Annotated in this window: 16 protein-coding genes, 1 tRNA gene and 1 pseudogene; 8 read left to right on the top strand and 10 right to left on the bottom strand. The window is 72.8% G+C overall.

What is annotated here, in order from left to right:
* The first annotated feature begins 56 nt into the window (after positions 1-56).
* Positions 57-1331: a hypothetical protein gene (locus ACWD5Q_RS11135; protein WP_451426746.1), complete on the top strand. Its 1275-nt coding sequence runs from the start codon at positions 57-59 to the stop codon at positions 1329-1331.
* Here ACWD5Q_RS11135 and ACWD5Q_RS11130 read toward each other — a convergent pair.
* Positions 1307-3214 (bottom strand): asparagine synthetase B family protein, encoded by a 1908-nt coding sequence (locus tag ACWD5Q_RS11130; protein WP_451426745.1) that lies wholly within the window; start codon positions 3212-3214, stop codon positions 1307-1309. The genes ACWD5Q_RS11135 and ACWD5Q_RS11130 overlap by 25 nt on opposite strands.
* Positions 3214-5475 (bottom strand): bi-domain-containing oxidoreductase, encoded by a 2262-nt coding sequence (locus ACWD5Q_RS11125; protein ID WP_451426744.1) that lies wholly within the window; start codon positions 5473-5475, stop codon positions 3214-3216. The genes ACWD5Q_RS11130 and ACWD5Q_RS11125 overlap by 1 nt, the downstream gene beginning before the upstream one ends.
* 287 nt (positions 5476-5762) lie before the next feature.
* Here ACWD5Q_RS11125 and wecB point away from each other — a divergent pair, with 287 nt between their 5' ends.
* On the top strand, positions 5763-6950 hold the full coding sequence (wecB, locus tag ACWD5Q_RS11120; RefSeq protein WP_451426743.1) for a non-hydrolyzing UDP-N-acetylglucosamine 2-epimerase: 1188 nt from the start codon (positions 5763-5765) through the stop codon (positions 6948-6950).
* 179 nt (positions 6951-7129) lie between these two features.
* On the opposite strand, the gene wecC is transcribed toward wecB, so the two are convergent.
* Positions 7130-8371, bottom strand: a complete 1242-nt coding sequence (wecC, locus tag ACWD5Q_RS11115; RefSeq protein ID WP_451426742.1) for a UDP-N-acetyl-D-mannosamine dehydrogenase — start codon at positions 8369-8371, stop codon at positions 7130-7132.
* A gap of 257 nt (positions 8372-8628) precedes the next feature.
* Between wecC and ACWD5Q_RS11110 the strand changes: the two genes are divergently transcribed.
* Entirely contained in the window at positions 8629-9462 is an 834-nt protein-coding gene (locus ACWD5Q_RS11110; protein ID WP_451426741.1) for a glycosyltransferase, read from the top strand.
* A gap of 54 nt (positions 9463-9516) precedes the next feature.
* Here the strand turns inward: ACWD5Q_RS11110 and ACWD5Q_RS11105 are convergent, their stop codons facing one another.
* The 5 genes from ACWD5Q_RS11105 to ACWD5Q_RS11085 all read right to left on the bottom strand — a co-directional run bounded on the left by ACWD5Q_RS11105 (position 9517) and on the right by ACWD5Q_RS11085 (position 15789).
* Positions 9517-10464, bottom strand: a complete 948-nt coding sequence (locus ACWD5Q_RS11105) for a GDP-L-fucose synthase family protein (RefSeq protein WP_451426740.1) — start codon at positions 10462-10464, stop codon at positions 9517-9519.
* 8 nt (positions 10465-10472) lie between these two features.
* Complete coding sequence (locus ACWD5Q_RS11100) at positions 10473-11636, bottom strand: DegT/DnrJ/EryC1/StrS family aminotransferase (RefSeq protein ID WP_451426739.1); 1164 nt, start codon at positions 11634-11636, stop codon at positions 10473-10475.
* The gene (locus ACWD5Q_RS11095) at positions 11633-13078 is read right to left on the bottom strand and encodes a lipopolysaccharide biosynthesis protein (protein WP_451426738.1); all 1446 of its coding nucleotides are present in this window, start codon (positions 13076-13078) and stop codon (positions 11633-11635) included. The genes ACWD5Q_RS11100 and ACWD5Q_RS11095 overlap by 4 nt, the downstream gene beginning before the upstream one ends.
* Positions 13075-14136 carry a GDP-mannose 4,6-dehydratase gene (gene gmd / locus ACWD5Q_RS11090; RefSeq protein ID WP_451426737.1) on the bottom strand — a complete coding sequence of 354 codons (1062 nt, stop codon included), beginning with the start codon at positions 14134-14136 and terminating at the stop codon, positions 13075-13077. Before gmd ends, ACWD5Q_RS11095 begins: the two co-directional genes overlap by 4 nt.
* 219 nt (positions 14137-14355) lie before the next feature.
* The gene (locus ACWD5Q_RS11085; RefSeq protein ID WP_451426736.1) at positions 14356-15789 is read right to left on the bottom strand and encodes an O-antigen ligase family protein; all 1434 of its coding nucleotides are present in this window, start codon (positions 15787-15789) and stop codon (positions 14356-14358) included.
* 301 nt (positions 15790-16090) lie between these two features.
* On the opposite strand from ACWD5Q_RS11085, the gene ACWD5Q_RS11080 reads away from it, so the two are divergent.
* From ACWD5Q_RS11080 to ACWD5Q_RS11070, 3 genes are all read left to right on the top strand, one after another.
* On the top strand, positions 16091-17107 hold the full coding sequence (locus ACWD5Q_RS11080; protein ID WP_451426735.1) for a glycosyltransferase family 4 protein: 1017 nt from the start codon (positions 16091-16093) through the stop codon (positions 17105-17107).
* Between the two features lie 17 nt (positions 17108-17124).
* Positions 17125-17922 carry a WecB/TagA/CpsF family glycosyltransferase gene (locus tag ACWD5Q_RS11075; RefSeq protein WP_451426734.1) on the top strand — a complete coding sequence of 266 codons (798 nt, stop codon included), beginning with the start codon at positions 17125-17127 and terminating at the stop codon, positions 17920-17922.
* 139 nt (positions 17923-18061) lie between these two features.
* Positions 18062-19036 carry a YIP1 family protein gene (locus ACWD5Q_RS11070; protein WP_451426733.1) on the top strand — a complete coding sequence of 325 codons (975 nt, stop codon included), beginning with the start codon at positions 18062-18064 and terminating at the stop codon, positions 19034-19036.
* Positions 19037-19158: 122 nt separating this feature from the next.
* Here ACWD5Q_RS11070 and ACWD5Q_RS11065 read toward each other — a convergent pair whose 3' ends face one another.
* Together ACWD5Q_RS11065 and dcd are read right to left on the bottom strand one after the other, a co-directional pair.
* On the bottom strand, positions 19159-19656 hold the full coding sequence (locus ACWD5Q_RS11065; RefSeq protein WP_451426732.1) for a phosphoribosyltransferase: 498 nt from the start codon (positions 19654-19656) through the stop codon (positions 19159-19161).
* Between the two features lie 7 nt (positions 19657-19663).
* Positions 19664-20239, bottom strand: a complete 576-nt coding sequence (dcd, locus tag ACWD5Q_RS11060) for a dCTP deaminase (RefSeq protein WP_451426731.1) — start codon at positions 20237-20239, stop codon at positions 19664-19666.
* 506 nt (positions 20240-20745) lie between these two features.
* Here dcd and ACWD5Q_RS11055 point away from each other — a divergent pair.
* Positions 20746-20819 (top strand) — tRNA-Gly (locus tag ACWD5Q_RS11055).
* A gap of 53 nt (positions 20820-20872) precedes the next feature.
* A pseudogene (locus ACWD5Q_RS11050) lies at positions 20873-21061 on the top strand (DUF1152 domain-containing protein); the annotation flags it as partial.
* Positions 21062-21230 lie beyond the last annotated feature (169 nt).

Here is a 21230-nt window from a genome sequence, read left to right as displayed (position 1 = left end):
TCCGAACAGCGGCATCGACACCCATCACCGCACCGGCGATCCACCCGGGAGGGCCCATGCCGTCGACCACCGCCTCCGCCGACGCCCCGAGGCGCGGCCTGCCCGCCGCGGAAGCCGGACTCCTCACGCCGTACGACAGCGCGGACGCACCCCGATACGACAGCGCGGACGTGCACGCCCTCGCGGAACGGCTCTTCGCCTGGGCCGACAGCCGGGGCTGGGCGGGCCCCGACCCGTACGACGGGCTGACCGGACCGCTCGGACGGGCGGCCGTGCACCGAGTGCTCCGGCAGGGCCTGCTGCAGACCGTCAAGCGCAGCCCGCTCGACCTGCGCCCCGCCCTCGGCATCCGTCCGCTGCGCACCGCGACGGCCACCGGCACCGCCGCGAGCGCCTGCGCCCGGCTCGCCGGCTCCCCCGCCTGGCGGGAACGCGCCCTGCGGCTGGGCCGGCACACGGCGGCCGAGCAGCTCTCCGGGCGCCACGCCGGGCTGTGGCGTTACGAGTTCGACGTGCAGACCCGCTGGGCCCACTACCCGGCCTCCGTCCCCAACCTGGTCGCCACCACCTTCTGCGCGGACGGCTGCCTGGACACCGGGACGCTCGACGAGAAGGCCGTGCTCGCGCTCGCCCGCGCACTGCTGGAGCACCTGCACAACGGGGAGTTCTTCACCTACACCCCCACCAGCGGCGTCCTGGTCCACAACGCCAACCTCATGGGCGCCGCGCTCGCCGCCCGCCTGTCCCGCACCGGCAGCCTGCCGGACGCCCTCGCGGACCGCCTGGCCGCCGCCGCCCGCGACGCGGTCGAGGTCGGCCTGGCGGGCCAGCGCGCCGACGGCTCCTGGCCGTACGGTGAGGGCCCGAACCTGGACTGGGTGGACGGCTTCCACACCGGATATGTGCTGCTGCGCCTGCACCAGGCGGGAACACGGCTCGGGACGGACGTGCGGACCCCTCTCGACCGAGGGGTGCGGCACTATCTGCGGGACCTGTTCGACGGGCCCCTGCCCCGCTACTTCGCGAACGGCCGGCCCCGCCGGGACCCCAACAACGACGCGACGGCGGTACGAATGGCTGCCTGGGCGGCCCAACGCGGCCTCGCCGCCCCCGGCTTCGCGTGTGCCGTGCTGACGGCCGTCGTGGACCGCTATCCCGGCCTCGGCCCCGGCCGGCGGGCCGGGCGCCCCCGGAGGAACCGGGCCCTGTGGGAGTCGCCGCGCTGGAGCGCCGCACCCCTGCTGGACGCGCTGACCGCCCTGCACCGCGCCCTGAGCGGCGGACCGCGACTGGCGGCCTCCGGGGATCAGCCGACGGCGGCCGCCTCGTAGCCCGACAGGACGTCCGCGGTCCGTCCCGGTCCCGCCACCGCGTTCCGCTCCCACCACACGGCCGCGCACAGCAGGCCGAACACCGCCAGCCCCCGGTCCCGCCGGCCCTGGACGTGCTCGGCGACCAGCCGGTCCGCGGTACGCCGGTCGAAGACGTCGTCGAACAGCGGAGAGCGCCGTACCTCCCGCCACAGCCGGGTTCCGTGCTCCCGCAGCAGCGACCGCACCGGCGCCCCGAACCCCGTCTTGGGACGCCGGGCGACGAACTCGGGCACCCCGGACGCCACCGCCGCCGCGCGGAAACGCGCCTTGCCGTCGCCCAGCCGCACCTGGTCCTCGGCGACGGCGCCGAGCGCGGCGGCCACCACCGGCTCCCCCAGGAAGGGCACCCGCAGCTCCACGCTCGCCCGCATCGACGCCCGGTCGGCGTACAGCAGGTTCAGCCCCGGCAGGAACAGCCGCCGGTCGCACTCCGCGAGCGCGGTGAGCGGCGTGCCGCCCGCGTCCAGGACGCCGCCCGCCACCTCGCGGTGCCGCTCGGTGACCGCGTCGAGGCCGACGAGCGGCGACAGCGCCGCCCACTCCCGTCCGGAGTAGTACGCCTGTGTCGCCCAGGACCAGTCGAGCGCGCCGAGCTGGAGCAGCCGCCCGAACTTGTCCGCGCGGCCCCGGTAGCGCCGGGGCGCCGGGACCGCGCTGGTGGCGCCGAGGGCGGGGCGCGCCCACGCCGGGAAGCGTTGCAGCAGCCAGACGGCCTGGTAGCGCTCGTACCCGAGGAACAGCTCCTCCACCCCGAGCCCCGACAGCAGCACGGTGGCCTCGCCGCGGGCGGCGTGGGAGAGCTGCATGAGGGCGACGGCGGCGGGATCCCCGAAGGGCACCTCGGTGGTGGCGACCAGGTCCGGGATCCGGCGCAGCACATCGACGTCGAGGTCCACCCACGTCAGCGGCAGGCCCAGCCGGCGGGCGACCCGGGCCGCGTAGGGCGCGTCGTCCTCGAACGGCTCCGCGCCGGCCGCCGGGGTGCGGGGCCGCGCGGCGAAGGAGGGCCCCGCGAAGCCGTGCCGGGCCATCTCCACGCCGAGCCAGGTGCTGTCCAGGCCCCCGCTCAGCAGCAGACCCACCGTCACATCCGCGTGCAGCTGCCGGGCGACCGAGGTGCGGACCGCGGCGCCGATGTCCGCGGCGGGCGCGGCGGCACCCGCCCGCCAGTGCACGGACACCTCGTCATATCCGGGAGCGCGCGCGGCGAGCACCGTCCCGGCCGGTACGGCACGCACCCGCTGCCAGCCCGTCCGCGGCGGCGGTGTCCACAGGAACATGGCGCCCTGGGCCACCGCGACCGGATCGGCGTCACCGGCCAGACCGGCGGCCCGCAGCGGTTCGATCTCGCTGGCGAGCGCGGCCAGCCGGCCCCCCGCGTCCGTCGCCGCGTACAGCGGTTTGACGCCCAGCCGGTCGCGCCCGTAGCGGACCTCGCCGCCGGGCAGCACGAGGGCGAAGGCGAACATCCCGTCCACCTGGTCGAGCAGGCGGGAGGCGTCCGGTTGCAGCAGAAGCTCGTAGAGGACCTCGGTGTCGCCCTCGGTGGTGAACGCCACCCCGCGCCCGCGCAGCAGCTCACGCAGCCGCGGCGCGTTGTAGATCTCGCCGTTGTAGACCAGCGCCCCCCGCTCGGGGATGCCGAAGGGCTGGTCGCTGCGCGGGTCGAGGTCCACCACCGCCAGCCGGCGGAAGTGCAGCTCCGCGCGCCAGTCGCCCCCGTCGAGCGCCAGATGGCCGTCGGCGTCGGGCCCGCGGTGCGCGAGCACCGCGCACGGGTCCGGCCGCGACGGCGGCCGGTGGCGCGCGGCCCGGTTCAGCAGCAGGACGAAGCCGCACATCAGGGCGCCGCCGTGGCCTCGGCGGGGCCGCCGGGTTTCGGTACGGCCGCCGCACCGGGCGCCGGGCAGCCCAGCGCCCGGGCCAGCGCGGGTGTGGCGGGGGCCGTGTCCACGACGCGGTCCTCGGTGAGCGAGCGGACCGCGCGACAGGCCACCAGGGAACTCCACAGCGCCGAGGGGAAGTCGGCGGCGGCCGCCGCCTCGCCCGGCACCTCGCCCCGTACCAGCCCAACGAGGCTCCGCATCTCGGCCGCGTGCCCCTTGGGCCCGCCGCGGTAGGCCGTCGTGGCCGCCCGGCCCCCCTTCCACACGGTCAGCGAGCGGAAGTCGTCGATCCTGGCCGCCACCCCGTCGGCGGCGACCTCCAGCAGTTCCTTGGGGGCGCCGGGCGGGGTCAGTCCCCCGTACACGACACAGGCGGCCGAGCCGTCGTCGTACGTGAGCTGGAGGGTGACGCTCTGCGCGGTCGCGGCGTCCCTCCCGTCCACGCCGACGGCCCGCACCGCGACCGGTCCCCCGGGCACGAGGAAGCCCGCCGTGTCGATGAAGTGGCAGACCTCGCCGAGCAGCCGTCCGCCCTGCCGGGGGTCGAAGTACCAGTGGTCGGCGGGGAGCCGGCCCGCGAACACCCGGTAGACCACCTGCAGGGGCGCCCCGGCGGGGAGCGCGGCGCGCAGGTCCCGCACCGCGGGGGCGAAGCGCCGGTTGAACCCGGCCATCGCCGGGGCGCCCGAGTCCAGCCAGGCGTCGGCCACGTCCTCCAGTTCCGTCTCGGTCAGGCCGAGGGGCTTCTCGCAGTACAGGGCGGCGCCGCCGCGCAGCACCCGGGCCGCGTACCGGCCGTGGCTGTCGTGGCGGCTGAGCACCATCACGCAGTCGGCGTCACCGGAGGCGAGAGCGCCCTCGACGCTCTCGGCGACGGTGCGAAAACCCCACCGCCGCCCCTGGTGAGCGGCGGACAGCCCCCGTCCGCCCGCGACCCACGAGAAGGCGACGCCGGGTTCCCGCTTCAGCTCGGGAAACAGCGTCCTGGTGGCGAAGTTGCCCGCGCCGATCGCCGCGAGGCGCAGCGTGCCCCGGGGGGCGGTCCAGGTGCCGGAGCCGGGCGGGGCGGCGGGCCGGGGCGGCAGCTCGGCGGTCCCTGCGTAGCGCAGCAGCAGGGCGACACCGCGTCCGCCGGGCGACGGCTTCAGCGCCTCGTACGCGTCGGCCGCGTCCTCGACGGGGAAGATCCGCGGTTTCAGCAGGGAGAGGTCCAGCGCCCCCGCCGCCGTCAGCCGCAGCACCTCGGCGAGATTGCGGCGTTCCGTCCACGGGACATACCCCTCGGGGTAGGGGTGGCCGCCCTCCTCGAAGCGGGGGTCGTAGCGGCCGGGGCCGTAGGAGCGGGCATAACGGATCGACAGTTCCTTGTGGTAGTACGACGACCGCGGCGGCGCCACGCCCACATCGCCGACCACGACCACGGTGGCCCGGTCCCGGGCGAGCTGACCGGCGAACTCCACGGGGTCGGAGCTGGCCGTGGCGGCGGTGATGAGCACCGCGTCCGCGCCGGCGCCCGCCCAGTGCCGGACCACGGCGCCGGACAGGCCGTCCGCGCCGCGCGGGAAGGCCACGAGTCCCGCCGATCCGGCGAGCGCCACCATGGCCGGGTCGGGGTCGATGCCGACCGCGTCGTAGCCGTAGGCGCGCAGCAGCTGAAGGGTGATCTGGCCGACCAGCCCGAGGCCGATGACGGCGATCCGTGACCCCGGCACCGCCTCCGCCTGGTGGATGCCCTGGAGGGCGATCGCGCCGACGGTGGCGAAGGCGGCCCACCGGGTGTCCACCCCGTCCGGCACGGGGACCACGAGGTTGCGGGGCACGGCGACGATCTCCGCGTGCGACGCGTAGCGGGCCCCGGCCGCGGCGACCCGCGTCCCGGGACGGATGTCATGGGCGCCCTCGCCCGTCCCGAGGACCGTGCCCGCGCAGGAGTAGCCGAGCTGCACCGGGCGGTCCAGGCGCTCCCTGACGGTCCGGTAGGTCTCGGCGAGGCCGGTGCGCCGCACGCTGTCGATCACCTGCGCCACCTGGTCCGGGCGCTGCCGCGCCTTACCGATCAGGCTCTGCGCGCCGGTCGAGACGGTGGCCCGCTCCGTACCCGCGCTGATGAGCGACCACTCGTTGCGGATCACCACCGTCCCGGGGGCCGCTTCGGGGGCGGGAATGTCTCCCACCGTGATGGCACCGGTGCGCGGGGACAGGAGGACTGTTTTCATTTCCTGCCTTTACGGGAGGGAAAACGCCCGCCACGGGAGCGGTACGTGGGCCACGGCGCACTGTAGGGACGCGATGTGACGGAGCGTGTTCCCCCTCCCGCCGAGCGGACCAGACAGCCGAACATCTCCATTCGACCGGGTGAACACGCCCCCGGCATGGCGGGCGGCGCCGTGGAACAGCGATTCGCTGGTGCCCGATGAGCGCTTCTTCCGCTCCGGGGCGGTCCGGCCGCCGGTGCAGTGCCGTCCCGGCAGCGGTCCGGCGCCGTGCGGAAGGAGACTCGGGTGTGAAACGACTGATGGTCGTCTACGGAACGAGACCAGAGGCCATCAAGATGGCCCCCGTCATCGAGGCCCTCGACCGGTCGCCGCTCTTCCGGCCGACGGTGACGGTGACCGCCCAGCACCGCGGACTGCTCGACCAGGTGCACGCGTTGTTCGGCATCCGCGCCGACCACGACCTCGACATCCTCAGCGAGCGCCAGTCCCTCGCCGACATCACCGTGCGGGTCCTGGCCGGGCTGTGCCCCGTGCTGGAGCGGGAGCGGCCGGACGCGGTGCTGGTCCAGGGGGACACCACGACCGCGTTCGCCGGGGCGCTCGCCGCCTTCTACCACCGGATTCCGGTGGTGCACCTGGAGGCGGGGCTGCGCACCGACGACCGGTACGCGCCGTTCCCCGAGGAGATCAACCGCCGGCTCACGACCCGACTGGCGTCCCTCCATCTGGCGCCCACCGCGCACGCGCGGGACAACCTGCTGCGCGAGGGCGTCCCGCCGTCGTCGGTCGTGGTCACCGGGAACACCGTCGTCGACGCCCTGCGCTGGGCGGTCGGGCGCACGGCGCACTACGGGGACCCGGCCCTCGCCGACCTCGACGACCTCCCCCGCCGGGTCCTGCTGGTGACGGCCCATCGCCGGGAGTCGTGGGGCGGCGGCATGGAGTCCATCGGCGGGGCCCTGGCCGATCTCGCCCGCAGCGAGCCCGGCCTGCTCATCGTGCTGCCGCTGCACCCCAATCCGGTGGTACGGGCCGCGATCCTGCCGCACCTGGCGGGCCTTGCGGGCGTACGTCTCACCGAGCCGCTGCCGTACGGTGCCTTCGCCCGGCTGATGAACCGCGCGCACCTCGTCCTGACCGACAGCGGCGGCATCCAGGAGGAGGGGCCGGGGCTGGGCAAGCCGGTGCTGGTCATGCGGGACACCACGGAACGTCCCGAGGCCCTGCGGGCGGGCACCTCCCGGCTGGTGGGCACCGACCGCGAGCGCATCGTGAAGGAGGTGCGCCGGCTCCTGCACGACCGGGCGGCCTACGCCGCGATGGCGAAGGCCGTCAACCCGTACGGCGACGGACACGCCGCGGACCGCACCGTACGGGCCGTCGGGCACTGGCTGGGGCTGTGCCCGCCCCCCACGGAGTTCCGCCCGGCCCCGGGGCCCTCGGAGCGATCCGCTCCCGCGCCGGACCTGACGTAGATCGCCCCCGCACAGTCCGCTCCCCCGCCGGACCCCGCCCGGGCTCCACGTCCGGCCCGCGCGGTCGGCCCGGGGCTCGCCCCCGCCCGACCCGGCCCGCGTCCGAGTGCGCGGGGCCGCCCCGACGCGGGCCCCGCGAGACCCAGCCCCTGCCGGACCCCCGCCCGGGCGGGCGGGCGTCAGCGCCAGAAGCCGCGGGTGTCGAACACCGCCTTGCCGCGCAGCGCGGTGTGTTTGACGCCGCGGAAGGCGTCGTGGTCCACGAGCAGCACCACGACGTCCGCGTCCCGCACGGCGGTGGTGACGTCGACGAGCCCGACGGTGCCCGTGCGCGCCAGCGCGTCCGGCAGTTCCCTGATGTGCGGCTCGGCGACGAGCAGCCGTCCGACCTGGCGTTCGGCCAGTTGCGTGACGATGTGCAGGGCGGGGCTCTCCCTCAGGTCGTCGATGTTCGCCTTGAAGGCCAGGCCGAGGCAGGCGATCACGGGGTCCTTGAACCGGGCGGCCGTGCGGACCACCTCGCCGAGCACATAGTCCGGCCGGCCGTCGTTGACCTCGCGGGCCAGGCGGATGAGCCGGGACTGCCGGGGCGCGGTGCCGACGATGAACCAGGGGTCCACGGCGATGCAGTGCCCGCCCACGCCGGGCCCCGGACGCAGGATGTCGACCCGGGGGTGGCGGTTGGCCAGGGCGATGACGTCGCCGGCGTCGATGCCGAGGTGGTCGCAGACCATGGACAGTTCGTTGGCGAAGGCGATGTTGACGTCCCGGAAGGCGTTCTCGCTGAGCTTGGCCATCTCCGCCGTCGTCGCGTCGGTCAGCAGGCACTCCCCCTTGGTGAACACCTCGTAGAGCGCCCGCGCCCGCTCGGCACAGCCCTCCCCGACCCCGCCGACGACCCGGTCGTTGGTGACGATCTCGATCATCGTGCGGCCCGGCAGCACCCGCTCGGGGCAGTGGGCGACCCGCACATCGGGCGCGTCGGCGCACTCGTGCGGGAACGACAGATCGGGCCGGTGCTTGCCGAGCCACCGGGACAGCTCCACCGTCGTGCCGGGCGGCGAGGTGGACTCGAGGATCACGAGGTCACCCGCCTTGAGCACGGTCGCCACCGAGGCCGCGGCCGCCCGTACGTAGGACAGATCCGCCGTGTGGTCGTCCTGGAGCGGGGTGGGTACGGCGATGATGAAGGCGTCCGCGGGCTCGGGCGCCCCCGTCGCACGCAGCCGCCCCATGGCCACGGCGCCGCTGACGGCCACGGCCAGGTCCGGTTCGACGAAGGGGGCACGGCCGGCGTTGATGAGGTCGACGGTCGACGGGTTCACGTCGACGCCGACGACGTCGATCCCGTTCGTGGCGAGCGCGGCGGCGGTGGGCAGTCCGATGTAGCCGAGGCCGATCACACACACGGTGGAGAACACCAGTGGAAATCCTTTCCGGAAATGTGCCGCAGGTGAATTGACTGAGGGTCTGCCACGGAAAACGAAAAGGCATCGGACAGGATGACCCGGCCCCTCGCCCCTTCCGGCGCCAACGCGCCGCGCATGTTCCGACCGCATCGTTTTCGGCGGGCACAGGCCGTGTCGGCCGCACGGGCCGTCCGATCCGGTGTAGCTCTACGTATGCACAGCGGCAGCAGGTCGTGCAGAAAAGCCAAGCAGAAAAGGGCGCAGAGGAAATGAATTCCCGAACCGTTCCGCGAGTCCGGCTGGTGGTGCCGTCCAACGGGGAGCGGCCCGCGTACCTGGACCAGTGTCTCGCCTCCGTCGGACGGCAGCGCGAGGCCGTGGAGGTCGTCCTCGTCGGCCCCGCCCGCGCGGAGGGCGCCCTGCGCGCCGCGGCGCGACGCCACCGGTGCCGCTTCCTCGTGGAGGAGGGACGGGGGCTCAGCAACGCGGTCAACCAGGGCTGGCGGGGCGCCACCACCGAGTATCTGGCCTGGCTCGGCGACGACGACCTGCTCACCGGGGACAGCCTGACCGCGGCCTGCGAGGCGCTGGACCGGGCTCCCCGGGCCGCCATGGCCTACGGGCGGCTGAGGGTCATCGACGCCGACGACCGGACCCTCTACACGCTGCGCCCGGGCGCCTTCGCCTCCTGGCTCTCCCGGTACGGCCAGAACTTCGTCGGCCAGCCCGGCTCCCTCTACCGCCGCGACGCCGTACGGCAGGCGGGCATGCTCGATCCGGAACTGCGCTACGCCATGGACTTCGACCTGCATCTGCGGCTGCGGCAGGGCGGCGGCATGGTGTATCTGCCCCGGGTCCTCGGATGCTTCCGGATCCACTCCACCTCCCTCACGGTGACCTGCGCCAGCCCGGACGACGAGGGGCGCCGCGTCATGCGCCGCTATCTGGGCCCCACCGCGCTGCGCCTGGAGTCGTGCTGGTGGCCCCTGGCGCAGGTCGTCAGCAAGGCGTGGGGCGCGACGACGCGATCCGGTCTGATCGAGGCCACGGCACGCCGCACCGCCGGCCTGCCCGGCCGCCGACGCGCCCCCCAGGGCTGCTGACCCCGCTCCGAGCGCCCGCCGGGGGACAGCGCCCGGCACGGCCGCCGCCCCCGGCTACGCCGGCACCCCGGTGCGGGCCACCTGGGCGAGGTACCAGTCGTACGTACGGCGCAGGCCCTCCTCGAAGCCGATCCGGTGGTGCCAGCCGGCCGCGTGCAGCGCCGACACGTCCAGCGCCTTCCTCGGCATGCCGTCGGGCTTGGCCGCGTCGAAGACCAGCGCGCCCTCGTACCCGACGAGGCGCCGGATCCGCTCCGCCAGCTCCCGTACGGAGATGTCCTGGCCCGTGCCCACGTTCAGGAACCGCTTCGCGCGGTGGTGGCCCAGCAGCCACAGCACCGCGTCGGCCAGATCGTCGACGTGCAGGAACTCCCTGCGACTGTCCCCGGTCCCCCAGATCACGACCTCCGGCGCCCCCGCCTCGCGGGCCTCGTGCACGCGCCGCAGCAGTGCCGGGATCACATGGGAGGTCTCCGGGTCGAAGTTGTCCCCCTCGCCGTAGATGTTGGTCGGCATGCACGAGACGAAGTTCCTGCCGGACTCCTCGTGGAGGTACTCGCACAGCTTCATCCCGGCGATCTTGGCGTAGGCGTACGCCTCGTTGGTCGGCTCGGGGCGGCCCGTCATGAAGTACTCCTCCCGCATCGGCTGCGGGCATCCCCGGGGGTAGATGCACGAGCTGCCGAGGAAGAGGAACGTCTCCACCCCCGCGTCCCGGGCCGACCAGATCAGGTTGTTCTGGATCTGGAGGTTCTCGTACAGGAACTCCGCGGGACGGGTCATGTTGGCCTTGATGCCGCCGACCCTGGCCGCGCAGTCGACGACGTACGCGGGCCGGTGCGCCGCCATGAAGTCCCGTACGGCCGCCTGGTCGGTGAGGTCGAGTTCCGCGCGGGTGCGCAGCACCAGGTTGTCGTACCCCTCCTCGCGCAGCCGCCGGACGACGGCGGCGCCCACCATGCCGGTGTGCCCGGCCACGTAGATCCGTGCTCGCCGGTCCATGACGTCGCTCATCCGCCCAGCAGCTCGCACAGCGTGGCCACCTCGTCCTCGGTGAGGTCGGGGTTGTTGCCGAAGTAGAAGCCGCCCGTGTGGACGAGACCGGCCACCGGACGCGCGGCCGAGTCGCGGACGTGGCGGCGGTAGAACGGCTGCCGGGTGATGTCGCCCGCGATGACCGGGCGGATCTCCACCCCCGCCGCCTCGAACTCGGCACGGTACTTCCGGGCCAGCTCCGGCGTCCGGCAGACCACCGGCATCGCGAAGTTGGACACGAGGTCCATGTGGGACAGGTCGTACTGGTGGACGTCCCCGTTGCCCGCCATGGCCTGCCTGAAGCGCGCGAAGTGGGCCGCGCGGGCGTCCACGATCTCGTCCCAGTACCGGATCTGCCGGTTGCCGATGAACCCGTTGAGCTCGGTGGGCCGGAAGTTCGACGCCAGATCGTGGAACGTGTACCGGGCGTGGAAGTCGTCCACGCCCGCGTCGGCCCGCAGCCTCGCCTGCCGCTCCGGCGACAGGTCGCGGTCCCAGCCGTGTGCCCGGGAGATCACCAGCCGCTCGTGCAGTTCCTCGTCGTCGGTGCAGACCATCCCGCCCTCGACGGTGGACAGATGGTGGCCGACGAAGAAGGAGAACGTGGCGGCGAGCGAGAAGTTGCCGAGCAGCGTGCCCGCCGTACGCGACCCGAGGGCCTCGCAGTTGTCCTCCAGCAGCAGGACGCCGTGGTCGTCGCACATCACCCGCAGCGCGGGCAGATCGTCGCAGAACCCGAGGACGTTGGTCAGGAACAGCGCCCGCAGGCCGGCGACATGCGGCTCGAGGGTGCCCGGCGAGACGTTGAGCGTGTCCAGCTCGCAGTCGACCGCCACCGGCTGAAGACCGAGCTGGATGAGCGGCATCACGTTGGTCGGCCAGGTCAGGGCCGAGAAGCCGACCCGGTCTCCCCGGCGGAGCCGGCCCTCGTTCAGCAGGGCCTGGATCAGCAGCAGGTTGGCCACGCTGCCGTTGCCGACGAAGACGGCGTGGCGCCGCCCCTGCCGGGCGGCGAAGGCCTGCTCGAACGCCCGGCACTGCTCGTTCATGCTCAGCACGTCTCCGCGGAGCACGAACTCGGCGAGGGCGCGCCGGGTCTCGGCCTCGCGGTGGAAGGCGGACTTGATCAGCTTGATCACGGTGAGGACCTCTGCGGCGACACGCGGTGGTGCCCTCGCGCCGACGGCGGCGCCGTCCAGGGGCGGAAGGCTCGGAACAGGGTGGGGACGAGCACGAAGACGGCGTAGGAGGCGACCGAGCCGATGACGGGGCCCTCCGCTCCCAGCCGCGCCAGGGGAATGGACACGGCGAGGTTCACCGCGGCCATCAGCGTGCAGGCGACCGCCTGGAAGCGGAGCCCCGCCTCGTCCGTCGCCCACATGGTGGCCGGGTAGGCGGCCGCCTGCACGAACAGCAGCGCGGCGAACGCGGCCATCAGGCCGGTGCCCACCTGGATGCGCCCGTGCATCATCCAGGTGCCCGCGACCGGCCCGAGCACGGTGATCCCCGCGCCCACGACCAGACTGCCCGCCGCGAAGCAGACGGTGAACCCGGCGAGTTGCCGCCGGGGCGCGCCCGGCGCGCGCCTGCGGCGGGCGAACAGGGCCCACAGCGGCAGCCCGGCCGCGCCCAGCAGGCTGCTCGCCGGCGCGAAGAACTGGGCACCGGCCGAATAACCGGCGACCGCCGCCGCGTCGGCCGTATGACTGAGGACAAGCCGGTCGGTGGCGTAGGCGACGGCCGTCGCCGCGGTGACGACGGTCATGGGCAGGGCGAGATGCGCGATCCGCACCCGGTCCCGCACCGCCGACGCCCGGACGCTGCCCACGGTCATACCGAGCAGCGGCATCCCGGCGTACCGGCCGGCGAGCACCCCGCCGGCAGCGCTCACCAGACACTGCGACAGGAAGGCCGCCGCGACGAACGCGCCGGTGGGAGCGCCCAGTCGGGCGGCGAGCAGCACGAGCGCGAACAGCAGCGCGCTGCCGGCGCCCTGGAGCAGGAACGCGACGTCGTTGCGGTTCACGGCCAGCAGGACGGACCGGCTCAGCCCGAGCGGCATACTGCACCCGAACAGCACCGAGGCGACGGCCACCGTGAGGTCGGACCCCGGCTGCGCCGCCTCCCCCAGCAGCGTGCCCCACATCCCGAACAGGGCCAGCGTCACCCCCAGGACGGCGATGACGGCTCCCGCGCACATCAGATTGCGCGCCGCCGTGAGGACCGCGCCGCGCACCAGCCGCCGTTCGCGCGAGGTGTCACGGGCCACGGCCTCCGTGATGGCGGCTCCCGCACCCAGGTCCGTCAGGGGCAGCACCGCCGGCAGGGTGGTGACCAGGGCGAACTGCGCGTAGCCGGGCACCCCGACCGCGCCGACCACGGTGTGCGCGAGGGCCAGGTTGGTCACGGCGGTGACCGGGAGGGTCACGGCTCGCGCGCCGACCGACCGGACGACGGAACCGGCGAAACGCGGCCTGCGCGCGCCGTCCGCGCCCTCGGGCGCGCGGGCCGCGGGAACCTGCGCCGCCCCGGACGGCCGCCCGGCCGGGCTCAGGTCGCGCGGCGGGCGCGGGACTGTCACGGCGCTCCCGCCTGACGCCCGTGGACGGCCGGCGCCTGGGCCGGCGCGGGAACCGTCGCCGCCAGGGGCCGTTCGCCGCCCCGCAGGACGTCGAGTTCCGCGTCGGTCATGAGCCGTGCCAGCTCCGGTGCCCGGACGGTGGGCCGCCAGCCGAGAACGCGCGCGGCCTTCGACGCGTCGCCGACGAGGTCGTCGACCTCACTGGGGCGCAGATACCGCTCGTCGAAGCGCACATGCGCGCGCCAGTCGAGGCCGACGTGGGCGAAGGAGTACGCGACGAAGTCGCGCACGCTGTGGCTGCTGCCCGTGGCGACGACGTAGTCGTCGGGCTCGTCCTGTTGCAGCATCCGCCACATCGCCTCGACGTACTCGGCGGCGTAGCCCCAGTCCCGTCGCGCGTCGAGGTTGCCCAGATACAGGGTGTCCTGCAGTCCGGCCTTGATCCGGGCCGCGGCGGCGGCGATCTTGCGGGTGACGAAGGTGGGTCCGCGGCGCGGCGACTCGTGGTTGAAGAGGATGCCGTTGACCGCGTGGAGACCGTACGCCTCACGGTAGTTGCGGGTGATCCAGTACGCGTAGACCTTCGCGACCCCGTACGGGGAGCGCGGGTGGAACGGGGTTCCCTCATGCTGCGGCGGGGGCGAGGCGCCGAACATCTCGGAACTGGACGCCTGGTAGAAGCGGCAGGGCAGGCCGGTGGTGCGGATGGCCTCCAGCAGCCGGGTGGTGCCGAGCGCCGTGGTGTCCCCGGTGAAGAGGGGCTCGTCGAAGGAGACGCGCACATGCGACTGGGCGGCCAGGTGGTACACCTCGTCGGGCCGCACGCGTTCGAGGAGGCCCGCGACCCTGCTGCCGTCCGTCAGATCGCCGTAGTGCAGGAACAGCCGGGCCTTCGGATCATGCGGGTCCTGGTAGAGGTGTTCGATACGGCTCGTGGTGAATGTGGAGGCACGCCGGACGATCCCGTGAACGATGTAACCCTTTTCCAGGAGCAACTCGGCGAGATAGGAGCCGTCCTGGCCGGTGATCCCGGTGATGAGCGCCTTTCTGACTGTCACACACACTCCCTGTGGTGAGGCGGGACGATTCGGCGGCCGACCGTATTTTCATTTCCCTTTCCGGGCGGCCGGTTCGCGCCTCCCCCGAGCACAGCCTAGGGAAATATTTCCTCAATCCCCTCACGGTCATGGCCGCACATCCCCCGTGCGGCCGTATTCACCGGGGTTCGCGGGTATTTCCGTGCGCGGCTCGGCGGCGGTGTGGCGGGGTGCGCCGGTTCAGGAGGAGACAGGCACCGCCGGGTGCGCGGACCCGGCGGGCACCTCCGGCACCGCCGGGGACACGGGCCATGGGAGTCCCCTGCCGGGGCGGGGGCGGCCGGCCCGGACTTCGCGGCCGGCCGGCACCGTGACCCGGGAGCCGCCGACGGCCTCCCCGTCCCTGCGTGGGACGCCGACCAGCGCGTAGGCGCAGGCGAGCACCAGCCACGAGGGCAGACCGATGTACGTGGTCTCGAAGGCGACGTTGGTGGACGCGGTGAGGGCGACCCCCACCGTCGCCCCGAACCAGGACGCGGCCGCGGGGTGGCGCCGGGCCCGCCAGGTCCGGCACAGGGTCGCGGCGACGAGCAGGACCACGGCGATGCCCGCGGGCCAGCCCAGGTAGTAGACGTATCCGACGAACGAGTTGTGCGGGCCGGCTCTGGGGGCGTTCAGGTGTCTGCCGTGTCCGACCACCTCGATGGGATGTCCGGCCCCCGCGCCCAGCAGCGGGTCCTCCCGGACCGACCGGAAGGCCTCCCGCCACATCTCCAGCCGCAGTTCGACGTTCGCGCCCGCCTCGGTGCTGGCGTCGTGGGACCGCGACACCCGGGTCGCGAGACCGCCGACCACGGGCATACCGGAGACGTCCTGCCCGGAGAGGGTGAATCCGAGCACGCCGAGCACCCCGACCGTGGCGATGCTCCACGACAGCACCGGCAGGCGGACGACCCGCCCCCGGTGCACCCGCCCCGCCACCGTGGTGGCCGCGATCGCCGCCACCACCGCCAGGAGCGGGCCCCGCTTGCTCGCGATGGAGGTCATCAGGGCCGCTCCGCCCAGCGTCCACAGCAGCAGCCGGCTGTTCCCCCGCAGCCTCAGCTGCGCACCGAACGCACCGGCGATCGCCAGGTAGAGGCCCCAGGCCGCGGCGGGCAGCGGGGTGTCGAGGAGCCACGTCAGCAACACCCCTGCGGTCGGCACGTACAGCACCCACCGCCACCGTACGGCCTCGTCCACGGGCCGGGTGAGGAACCAGGTCGCCGCACACCACCCGAGGACCGGATACAGGCCCAGGATCAGGCCCTTGAGGGCCTCGGGATACCCCGCACCCATCCCCCGGTACACCGCCTGGCACGTCATCACCGCCAGGCCCACGGCAGCGGCACGGAACCAGCGCAGCCGCTTCTCCGAGAACACCCGCGGCCCCCAGGTGTGCAGGGTCGCGAGCAGCGCGAAGGCGGCCAGGACATCCATGGCGTAGAACGGGGCGACGCCCACCGTCGCATACGTCCTGCCCAGCAGGAAGAGCGGCACGAGACAGGCCGCCCAGAGCAGCCAGCCCGCCCCGCGCAGGCACACCGCCAGCGCCAGAACGGAGACGACACAGACGGCGGCACATACCGCGGCGAAGTCGGAATAAAACTGAGGAGTGGAGTTGAAAAAGCTCACAGCCCTCCCTTTCGCCAACTCCGTCGATTCATATCACGCCGGTCCGGAATACCGGATCCGCGCGATGACGCGCCCCATGAGTCCGGTCCCGGATACCGTATGAAGAAAGCGTGCCGACGTGTTGCACTGGACTTCCCCGCAGGGCAGGTGCTTCGGTTGATTCGCTGCCCTTTCACCCGAGCCGCGCCATCCCGCACCCCATGACCGGAGACAGGGAATGTTTCCCGTCCTTCCACGTTTTCGGCGGCAGTCCGCCGGGCCGACCGTCCTCGTTTTCCGACACAGTCCGCGTCTCGGTGGAATGGGCCGGGCGGCCGAGTTCTTCACGCCCGTTCTCACCAGCCGCTGCCAGGTGCGGGCGGTCATCTCGCTCTCCGCGAGCCGAGCCGGCTCCGACCGGCTGGCCGCCTCCTGGTCCGCCAAGGCCTCGGCCACCGTCGCGGCCCTCGGCGAGGCCGCCTGCCTGCTGATCGGAACGGCACCGAGCGCCGTCTATCTGCCGGTCTCCCAGTGGGGCCTGCCCCTGCTGCGCGACGTGCTCCTGGTCCTGCTCGCCAAACTGGCCGGCTCGACCACGGTCCTGCACCTCCATGGCGCGCAACTGCCCGCCCGGCTCGCCGCGAGCAGGGTGCTGCGCGCGTCGCTGGGCGGATGCCACTGGATCGTGCTCAGCGAGGCGGTGGCGGCGCAGGTGCGGGCCAGCCGCTGCCGTACGGCGTCGGTCACCGTGCTGCGCAACCCCGCACCCCCGGCGGCCCCCCGCGCGCGGGACTCCGCCCCGTCCCGGACGCTGCGCGTCGGCTGGATCGGCACGATGAGCCGGGTCAAGGGGTTCGACCTCGTGTGCGGCGCGGTCGAGGCGCTGAAGAGGCAGGGCCTCGCGGTCGAGTTCCGGGTCGCCGGGATGCGGCACGACGTACCGCTCGGCCAGATGGCGTGCGTGGACGAGGACCTCGGGGTCCTCGACCTCTCCAAGGCCCTGTCGTTCTGGACGAAGGCCGACGTGTTCGTCCTGCCGGCCCGCTGGGTCGAGGGCCTTCCCTTCGTCCTGCTCGAAGGACTCCAGGCGGGCTGCGCCGTCGCGGCGACCCCGTCGCCGGGGAGCGCCGAGCTGTTCGGCCAGAGCTGCGTGGAGCAGGTCGGGCCGACGGTGGAGTCCGTGACCGGGTTCCTCAAGGCGTGCGCGGACGACATCGACGACATCCGAGGACGCCAGCAGAAAGCCTGGGAGGAACTGCGCCCGCAGTACGAACCCGGCCGCGTCACCGAGGAGTTCGTACGGTTCTGGCAGAACCTGGGCCTGGCCCGGCATCGTTGACGGAACGGAGACACGGCGTGCCCACGACCCCGCTCGTGCACGAGAAAGCGCAGGCCGGACCGACGGGTCCGGGCCGGACGGTGACAGTGTGCGGGCTGCCCGTCCACCCGCTCACCCTGGAGGAGTCGGTGGCGGCCGCCGAGGCGCTGATCGCGAACGGCGGCCCCCACCAGCATGTCGTGCTGAACGCCGCCAAGATCGTCCAGGCGCACGACGATCCCGAACTCGCGGGCATCATCCGCTCCTGCGCGCTCGTCAACGCCGACGGGCAGTCGGTCGTGTGGGCGGGCCGCCTCCTCGGCAGCGTGCTGCCCGAGCGGGTCGCCGGCATCGACTTCATGCTGGCGATGTGGCGCAGCGCCGCGCGCCGCGGATACCGGGTCTACCTCCTGGGCGCGGAGCCGGAGGTGGTCCGGGAGACCGCGCGCATCGCCGCCCGGCAGGGCGTCGACGTCGTCGGACACCGGGACGGCTACTGGGACGAGACCGAGGAGCCGGAGGTGGTGGCGGCCGTCCGCGAGGCCCGCCCGGACCTGCTGTTCCTCGCCGTGCCGAGCCCGCGCAAGGAGTACTTCCTCGCCCACCGGCAGCAGGAGCTGGGCTGTGCCCTGGTCGTCGGCGTCGGCGGCTCCTTCGACGTGGTGGCGGGAGTGCGCAGCAGGGCACCGCGCTGGATGCGGCGGACCGGCCTCGAATGGTTCCACCGCCTGGCCCAGGAGCCACGCCGCATGTTCCTGCGCTACGCCGTGGGCAACACCCGGTTCATCGCCCTCACGGCCGCGCACTGGGCGCGGGGGCGGGCTCGGGCTCGGTGAGGACGGCGGGTGCGATCCCGTATTTCTCCCGGTCCCCCCGATCCCCCCGGTCCTCCCGATCCCCCTGGCCCTCCCGATGCCGTAACCCTCCCGCGCCCCCTTGATTCCCCGGATTCCCCGCCCGAGGACCCCTTAGGGGATGTCACAGCTCGGCAGCAAAGCCGGTCCCGTCGGGCCGGGCCCGGCATGTCACTCTCCGGGACCAGGTACGTTCGAAGACGTGGCTGGATTCAGGAACGGACGCGGCCGGGACAACGGCGCTCCTCAAGCGCGACCGCAACAACCCCCGTACGGACAGCAGGCGCCGCAGGGCCCGTCGTACGGCTACCCCTCCGCGCCGCAGCAGCAGTACGGCGGTGCACAGCCCTACGGCGGTCAGCCTCAGTGGCGTGCACCGCAGGGCCAGGGCGAGCCGGAGTACTTCGGGGACGGCGGCGGTCAGGGCCATCCCCTGACACCGGACCCGTACGCGGCCGACAATCCGGGCCACACCCAGGCGTTCTCCGTCGGCGAGGATCCGTACAACCAGGGCGGGACCTACCGCGCGGGCCAGTCCCCGGCGCCGCCCATCGGCCCGCGTCTGCACTGGAAGGACCTGCTGCGGGGCCTCGTGTTCTCCCCGACCCAGACCTTCCTCCAGATGCGGGACTACACGATGTGGGCCCCGGCCCTCATCGTGTCCTTCCTCTACGGCCTGCTGGCGGTCTTCGGCTTCGACGGCGCACGCCAGGACGTGATCAACGCCGCGCTGTCGAACGCGATCCCGATCGTCCTGACGACGGCCGTGGCGTTCGTCGTCAGCTCCTTCGTCCTCGGCGTGGTCACCCACACCCTGGCCCGCCAGCTCGGCGGCGACGGCGCCTGGCAGCCCACGGTGGGCCTCTCCATGCTGATCATGGCCATCACGGACGCGCCGCGCCTGGTCGTCGCGATGTTCTTCGGGGGCAACGCCCCCTTCGTGCAGCTCCTGGGCTGGGCGACCTGGGTGGCGGCGGGGGCGCTGCTGACCCTGATGGTCGCCAAGTCCCACGACCTGCCGTGGCCGAAGGCGCTGGGCGCGTCGGCGATCCAGCTGATCGCGATCCTGTCGATCGTGAAGCTCGGCACGTTCTAGCCGGCACCGCGTCCGGCGCCCCCGAGCCCATGAAGGAGGCCCCGTCGCCCCAGGCGACGAGGCCTCCTCGCGTCTCGTTCCGCGTACCGCAGGGGTCCGCCCACCGGCGCCACCCGCGTCCCTCAGGCGTCGAGGACCTGCCCCGCCCGGGAGACGACAGGAGGCAGGACACTCCACGGGAAGTTGATCCAATCGTCCGTGCGCTTCCACACGTACTCGCACTTCACGAGCGAGTGGGACTTCTCATAGATCACCGCTGAGCGGACCTCGGCGACGGTCTCGACGCAGAAGTCGCGGACCAGCTTCAGGGTCTTGCCGGTGTCGGCCACGTCGTCGGCGATCAGCACCTTCTTGTCGGTGAAGTCGATCAGGTTGGGGACGGGGGCGAGCATGACCGGCATTTCGAGCGTCGTACCCACCCCGGTGTAGAACTCGACGTTCACCAGGTGGATGTTCTTGCAGTCGAGGGCGTAGGCGAGGCCGCCTGCCACGAACACACCGCCGCGCGCGATGGTGAGCACGATGTCCGGCTCGTAGCCGTCGTCGGCGACAGTCTGGGCGAGCTCGCGGACGGCCCGCCCGAAGGCCTCGTAGGTCAGGTTTTCCCGTATGTTGGTCATGTCCTGCTCACACCTGGGTCCGATGGAAGTTGACGAAGGAGCGGGAGGCGGTGGGTCCGCGCTGGCCCTGGTAACGCGAGCCGTAGCGCTCGCTGCCGTACGGGTACTCGGCCGGCGAGCTGAGCTTGAACATGCACAGTTGCCCGATCTTCATGCCCGGCCACAGCTTGATCGGCAGGGTGGCGAGATTGGACAGCTCGAGCGTGACATGCCCGGAGAAACCGGGGTCGATGAACCCGGCGGTGGAGTGGGTCACGAGCCCCAGCCGCCCGAGGGAGCTCTTCCCCTCAAGCCTCGACGCAAGATCGTCGGGCAACGAGATGACCTCGTACGTCGAGGCGAGCACGAACTCCCCGGGGTGCAGGATGAACGGCTCGTCGCCCTCGGGCTCGACGAGCCGGGTCAGGTCGACCTGCTCGATCGAGGGGTCGATATGCGGGTATCTGTGGTTCTCGAACACCCGGAAGTAGCGGTCAAGCCGCACGTCGATGCTCGAGGGCTGCACCATGGTCGGATCGAACGGGTCGATCACGACCCGGCCCTTGTCGATCTCGGTCCGGATGTCCTTGTCTGAGAGAAGCACGTCCCGAGAATACGCAAGGCGCGTGGACTCGCCCCAATCGTGACGACTCCACGCGCCCTCAGCGCCTACCGCTACTGCTTCTCCAAGGCCACCGGCACCGCGCTGCGGAGCCGGGCACAACGCGGACACCGGACGAGCCGACCGGGTCCGAGGCGCTCGGCCTGCTGCATCGGGAACGAAGCGGTACTGAACACGTGCCCCTCGGCACATCGGACGACGGTGCGCTCCATCAAGTCCTCTGAGTCCCTTCCCCAAGAGCCTTCGTCTCACGTCTGCGACGGACGACGAAAGCCACATTACGGGATCAAAGGCGCGGCTCTCCAGGCGGCACTCCGACCGCACTGGCCCCCTCTCCACTTCCCTCACCGTAGCCCCAACTCCCGCCCCTCGCAGCCCCATCCACACCCCGGAACGACAGCGGACCCCACGGCTGCGACACCGGGGGTCCGACATGAGGTACAGTGAGCGAGCGTTCGGACACCAGCCGAATCGGTATGGCGTCTTACGCGGGTGTAGTTTAATGGTAGAACATCAGCTTCCCAAGCTGAGAGCGCGAGTTCGATTCTCGTCACCCGCTCCATGGAGAAGGCCCAGGTCAGAGGCCCGGGCCTCTTTGCTGTCCATCGTGATCGCATCTGCGAAGTCCCCGACGCCGGACTCCCCATCCCGCTCACGGACGAGGGCCCGACCGTCCACGAAGTCGACCTGGACGACGCTCTGAGCCGCAACGAACTGGCTCGCGCCATCTTGTCGACGGCCACCTTGGACGAGGCCGAGGCACTCAGTCGCGAGGTCTGCGGCTACTCGGAGATCGACTACGAACTCCAGCTCCGCAACGACGTGGGAGGAGAACACCACCGAGATGCCGTCCTCCGCCACGGCCGTCATCAACGCCGCCATTCCGCACCGCTCCACCAGCAACCCGACCCCGCTCGCTCAGCACCAACGGCTCACCCTGCTCCGGCAGGCCGTAAACCGCAACGACATCCCT

The organism is Streptomyces sp. NPDC002513, assembly GCF_053595355.1.
This window is presented reverse-complemented; position numbering and strand designations above follow the sequence as displayed.

Bases quoted from the DNA above. Each gene is read 5' to 3' on its own strand.
- ACWD5Q_RS11070 (WP_451426733.1), top strand. From the start codon at position 18,062: ATGTCACAGCTCGGCAGCAAAGCCGGTCCCGTCGGGCCGGGCCCGGCA.
- ACWD5Q_RS11135 (WP_451426746.1), top strand. From the start codon at position 57: ATGCCGTCGACCACCGCCTCCGCCGACGCCCCGAGGCGCGGCCTGCCC.
- ACWD5Q_RS11105 (WP_451426740.1), bottom strand. From the start codon at position 10,464: ATGGACCGGCGAGCACGGATCTACGTGGCCGGGCACACCGGCATGGTG.
- ACWD5Q_RS11125 (WP_451426744.1), bottom strand. From the start codon at position 5,475: ATGAAAACAGTCCTCCTGTCCCCGCGCACCGGTGCCATCACGGTGGGA.
- ACWD5Q_RS11110 (WP_451426741.1), top strand. From the start codon at position 8,629: ATGAATTCCCGAACCGTTCCGCGAGTCCGGCTGGTGGTGCCGTCCAAC.
- ACWD5Q_RS11080 (WP_451426735.1), top strand. From the start codon at position 16,091: ATGGGCCGGGCGGCCGAGTTCTTCACGCCCGTTCTCACCAGCCGCTGC.
- ACWD5Q_RS11065 (WP_451426732.1), bottom strand. From the start codon at position 19,656: ATGACCAACATACGGGAAAACCTGACCTACGAGGCCTTCGGGCGGGCC.
- ACWD5Q_RS11130 (WP_451426745.1), bottom strand. From the start codon at position 3,214: ATGTGCGGCTTCGTCCTGCTGCTGAACCGGGCCGCGCGCCACCGGCCG.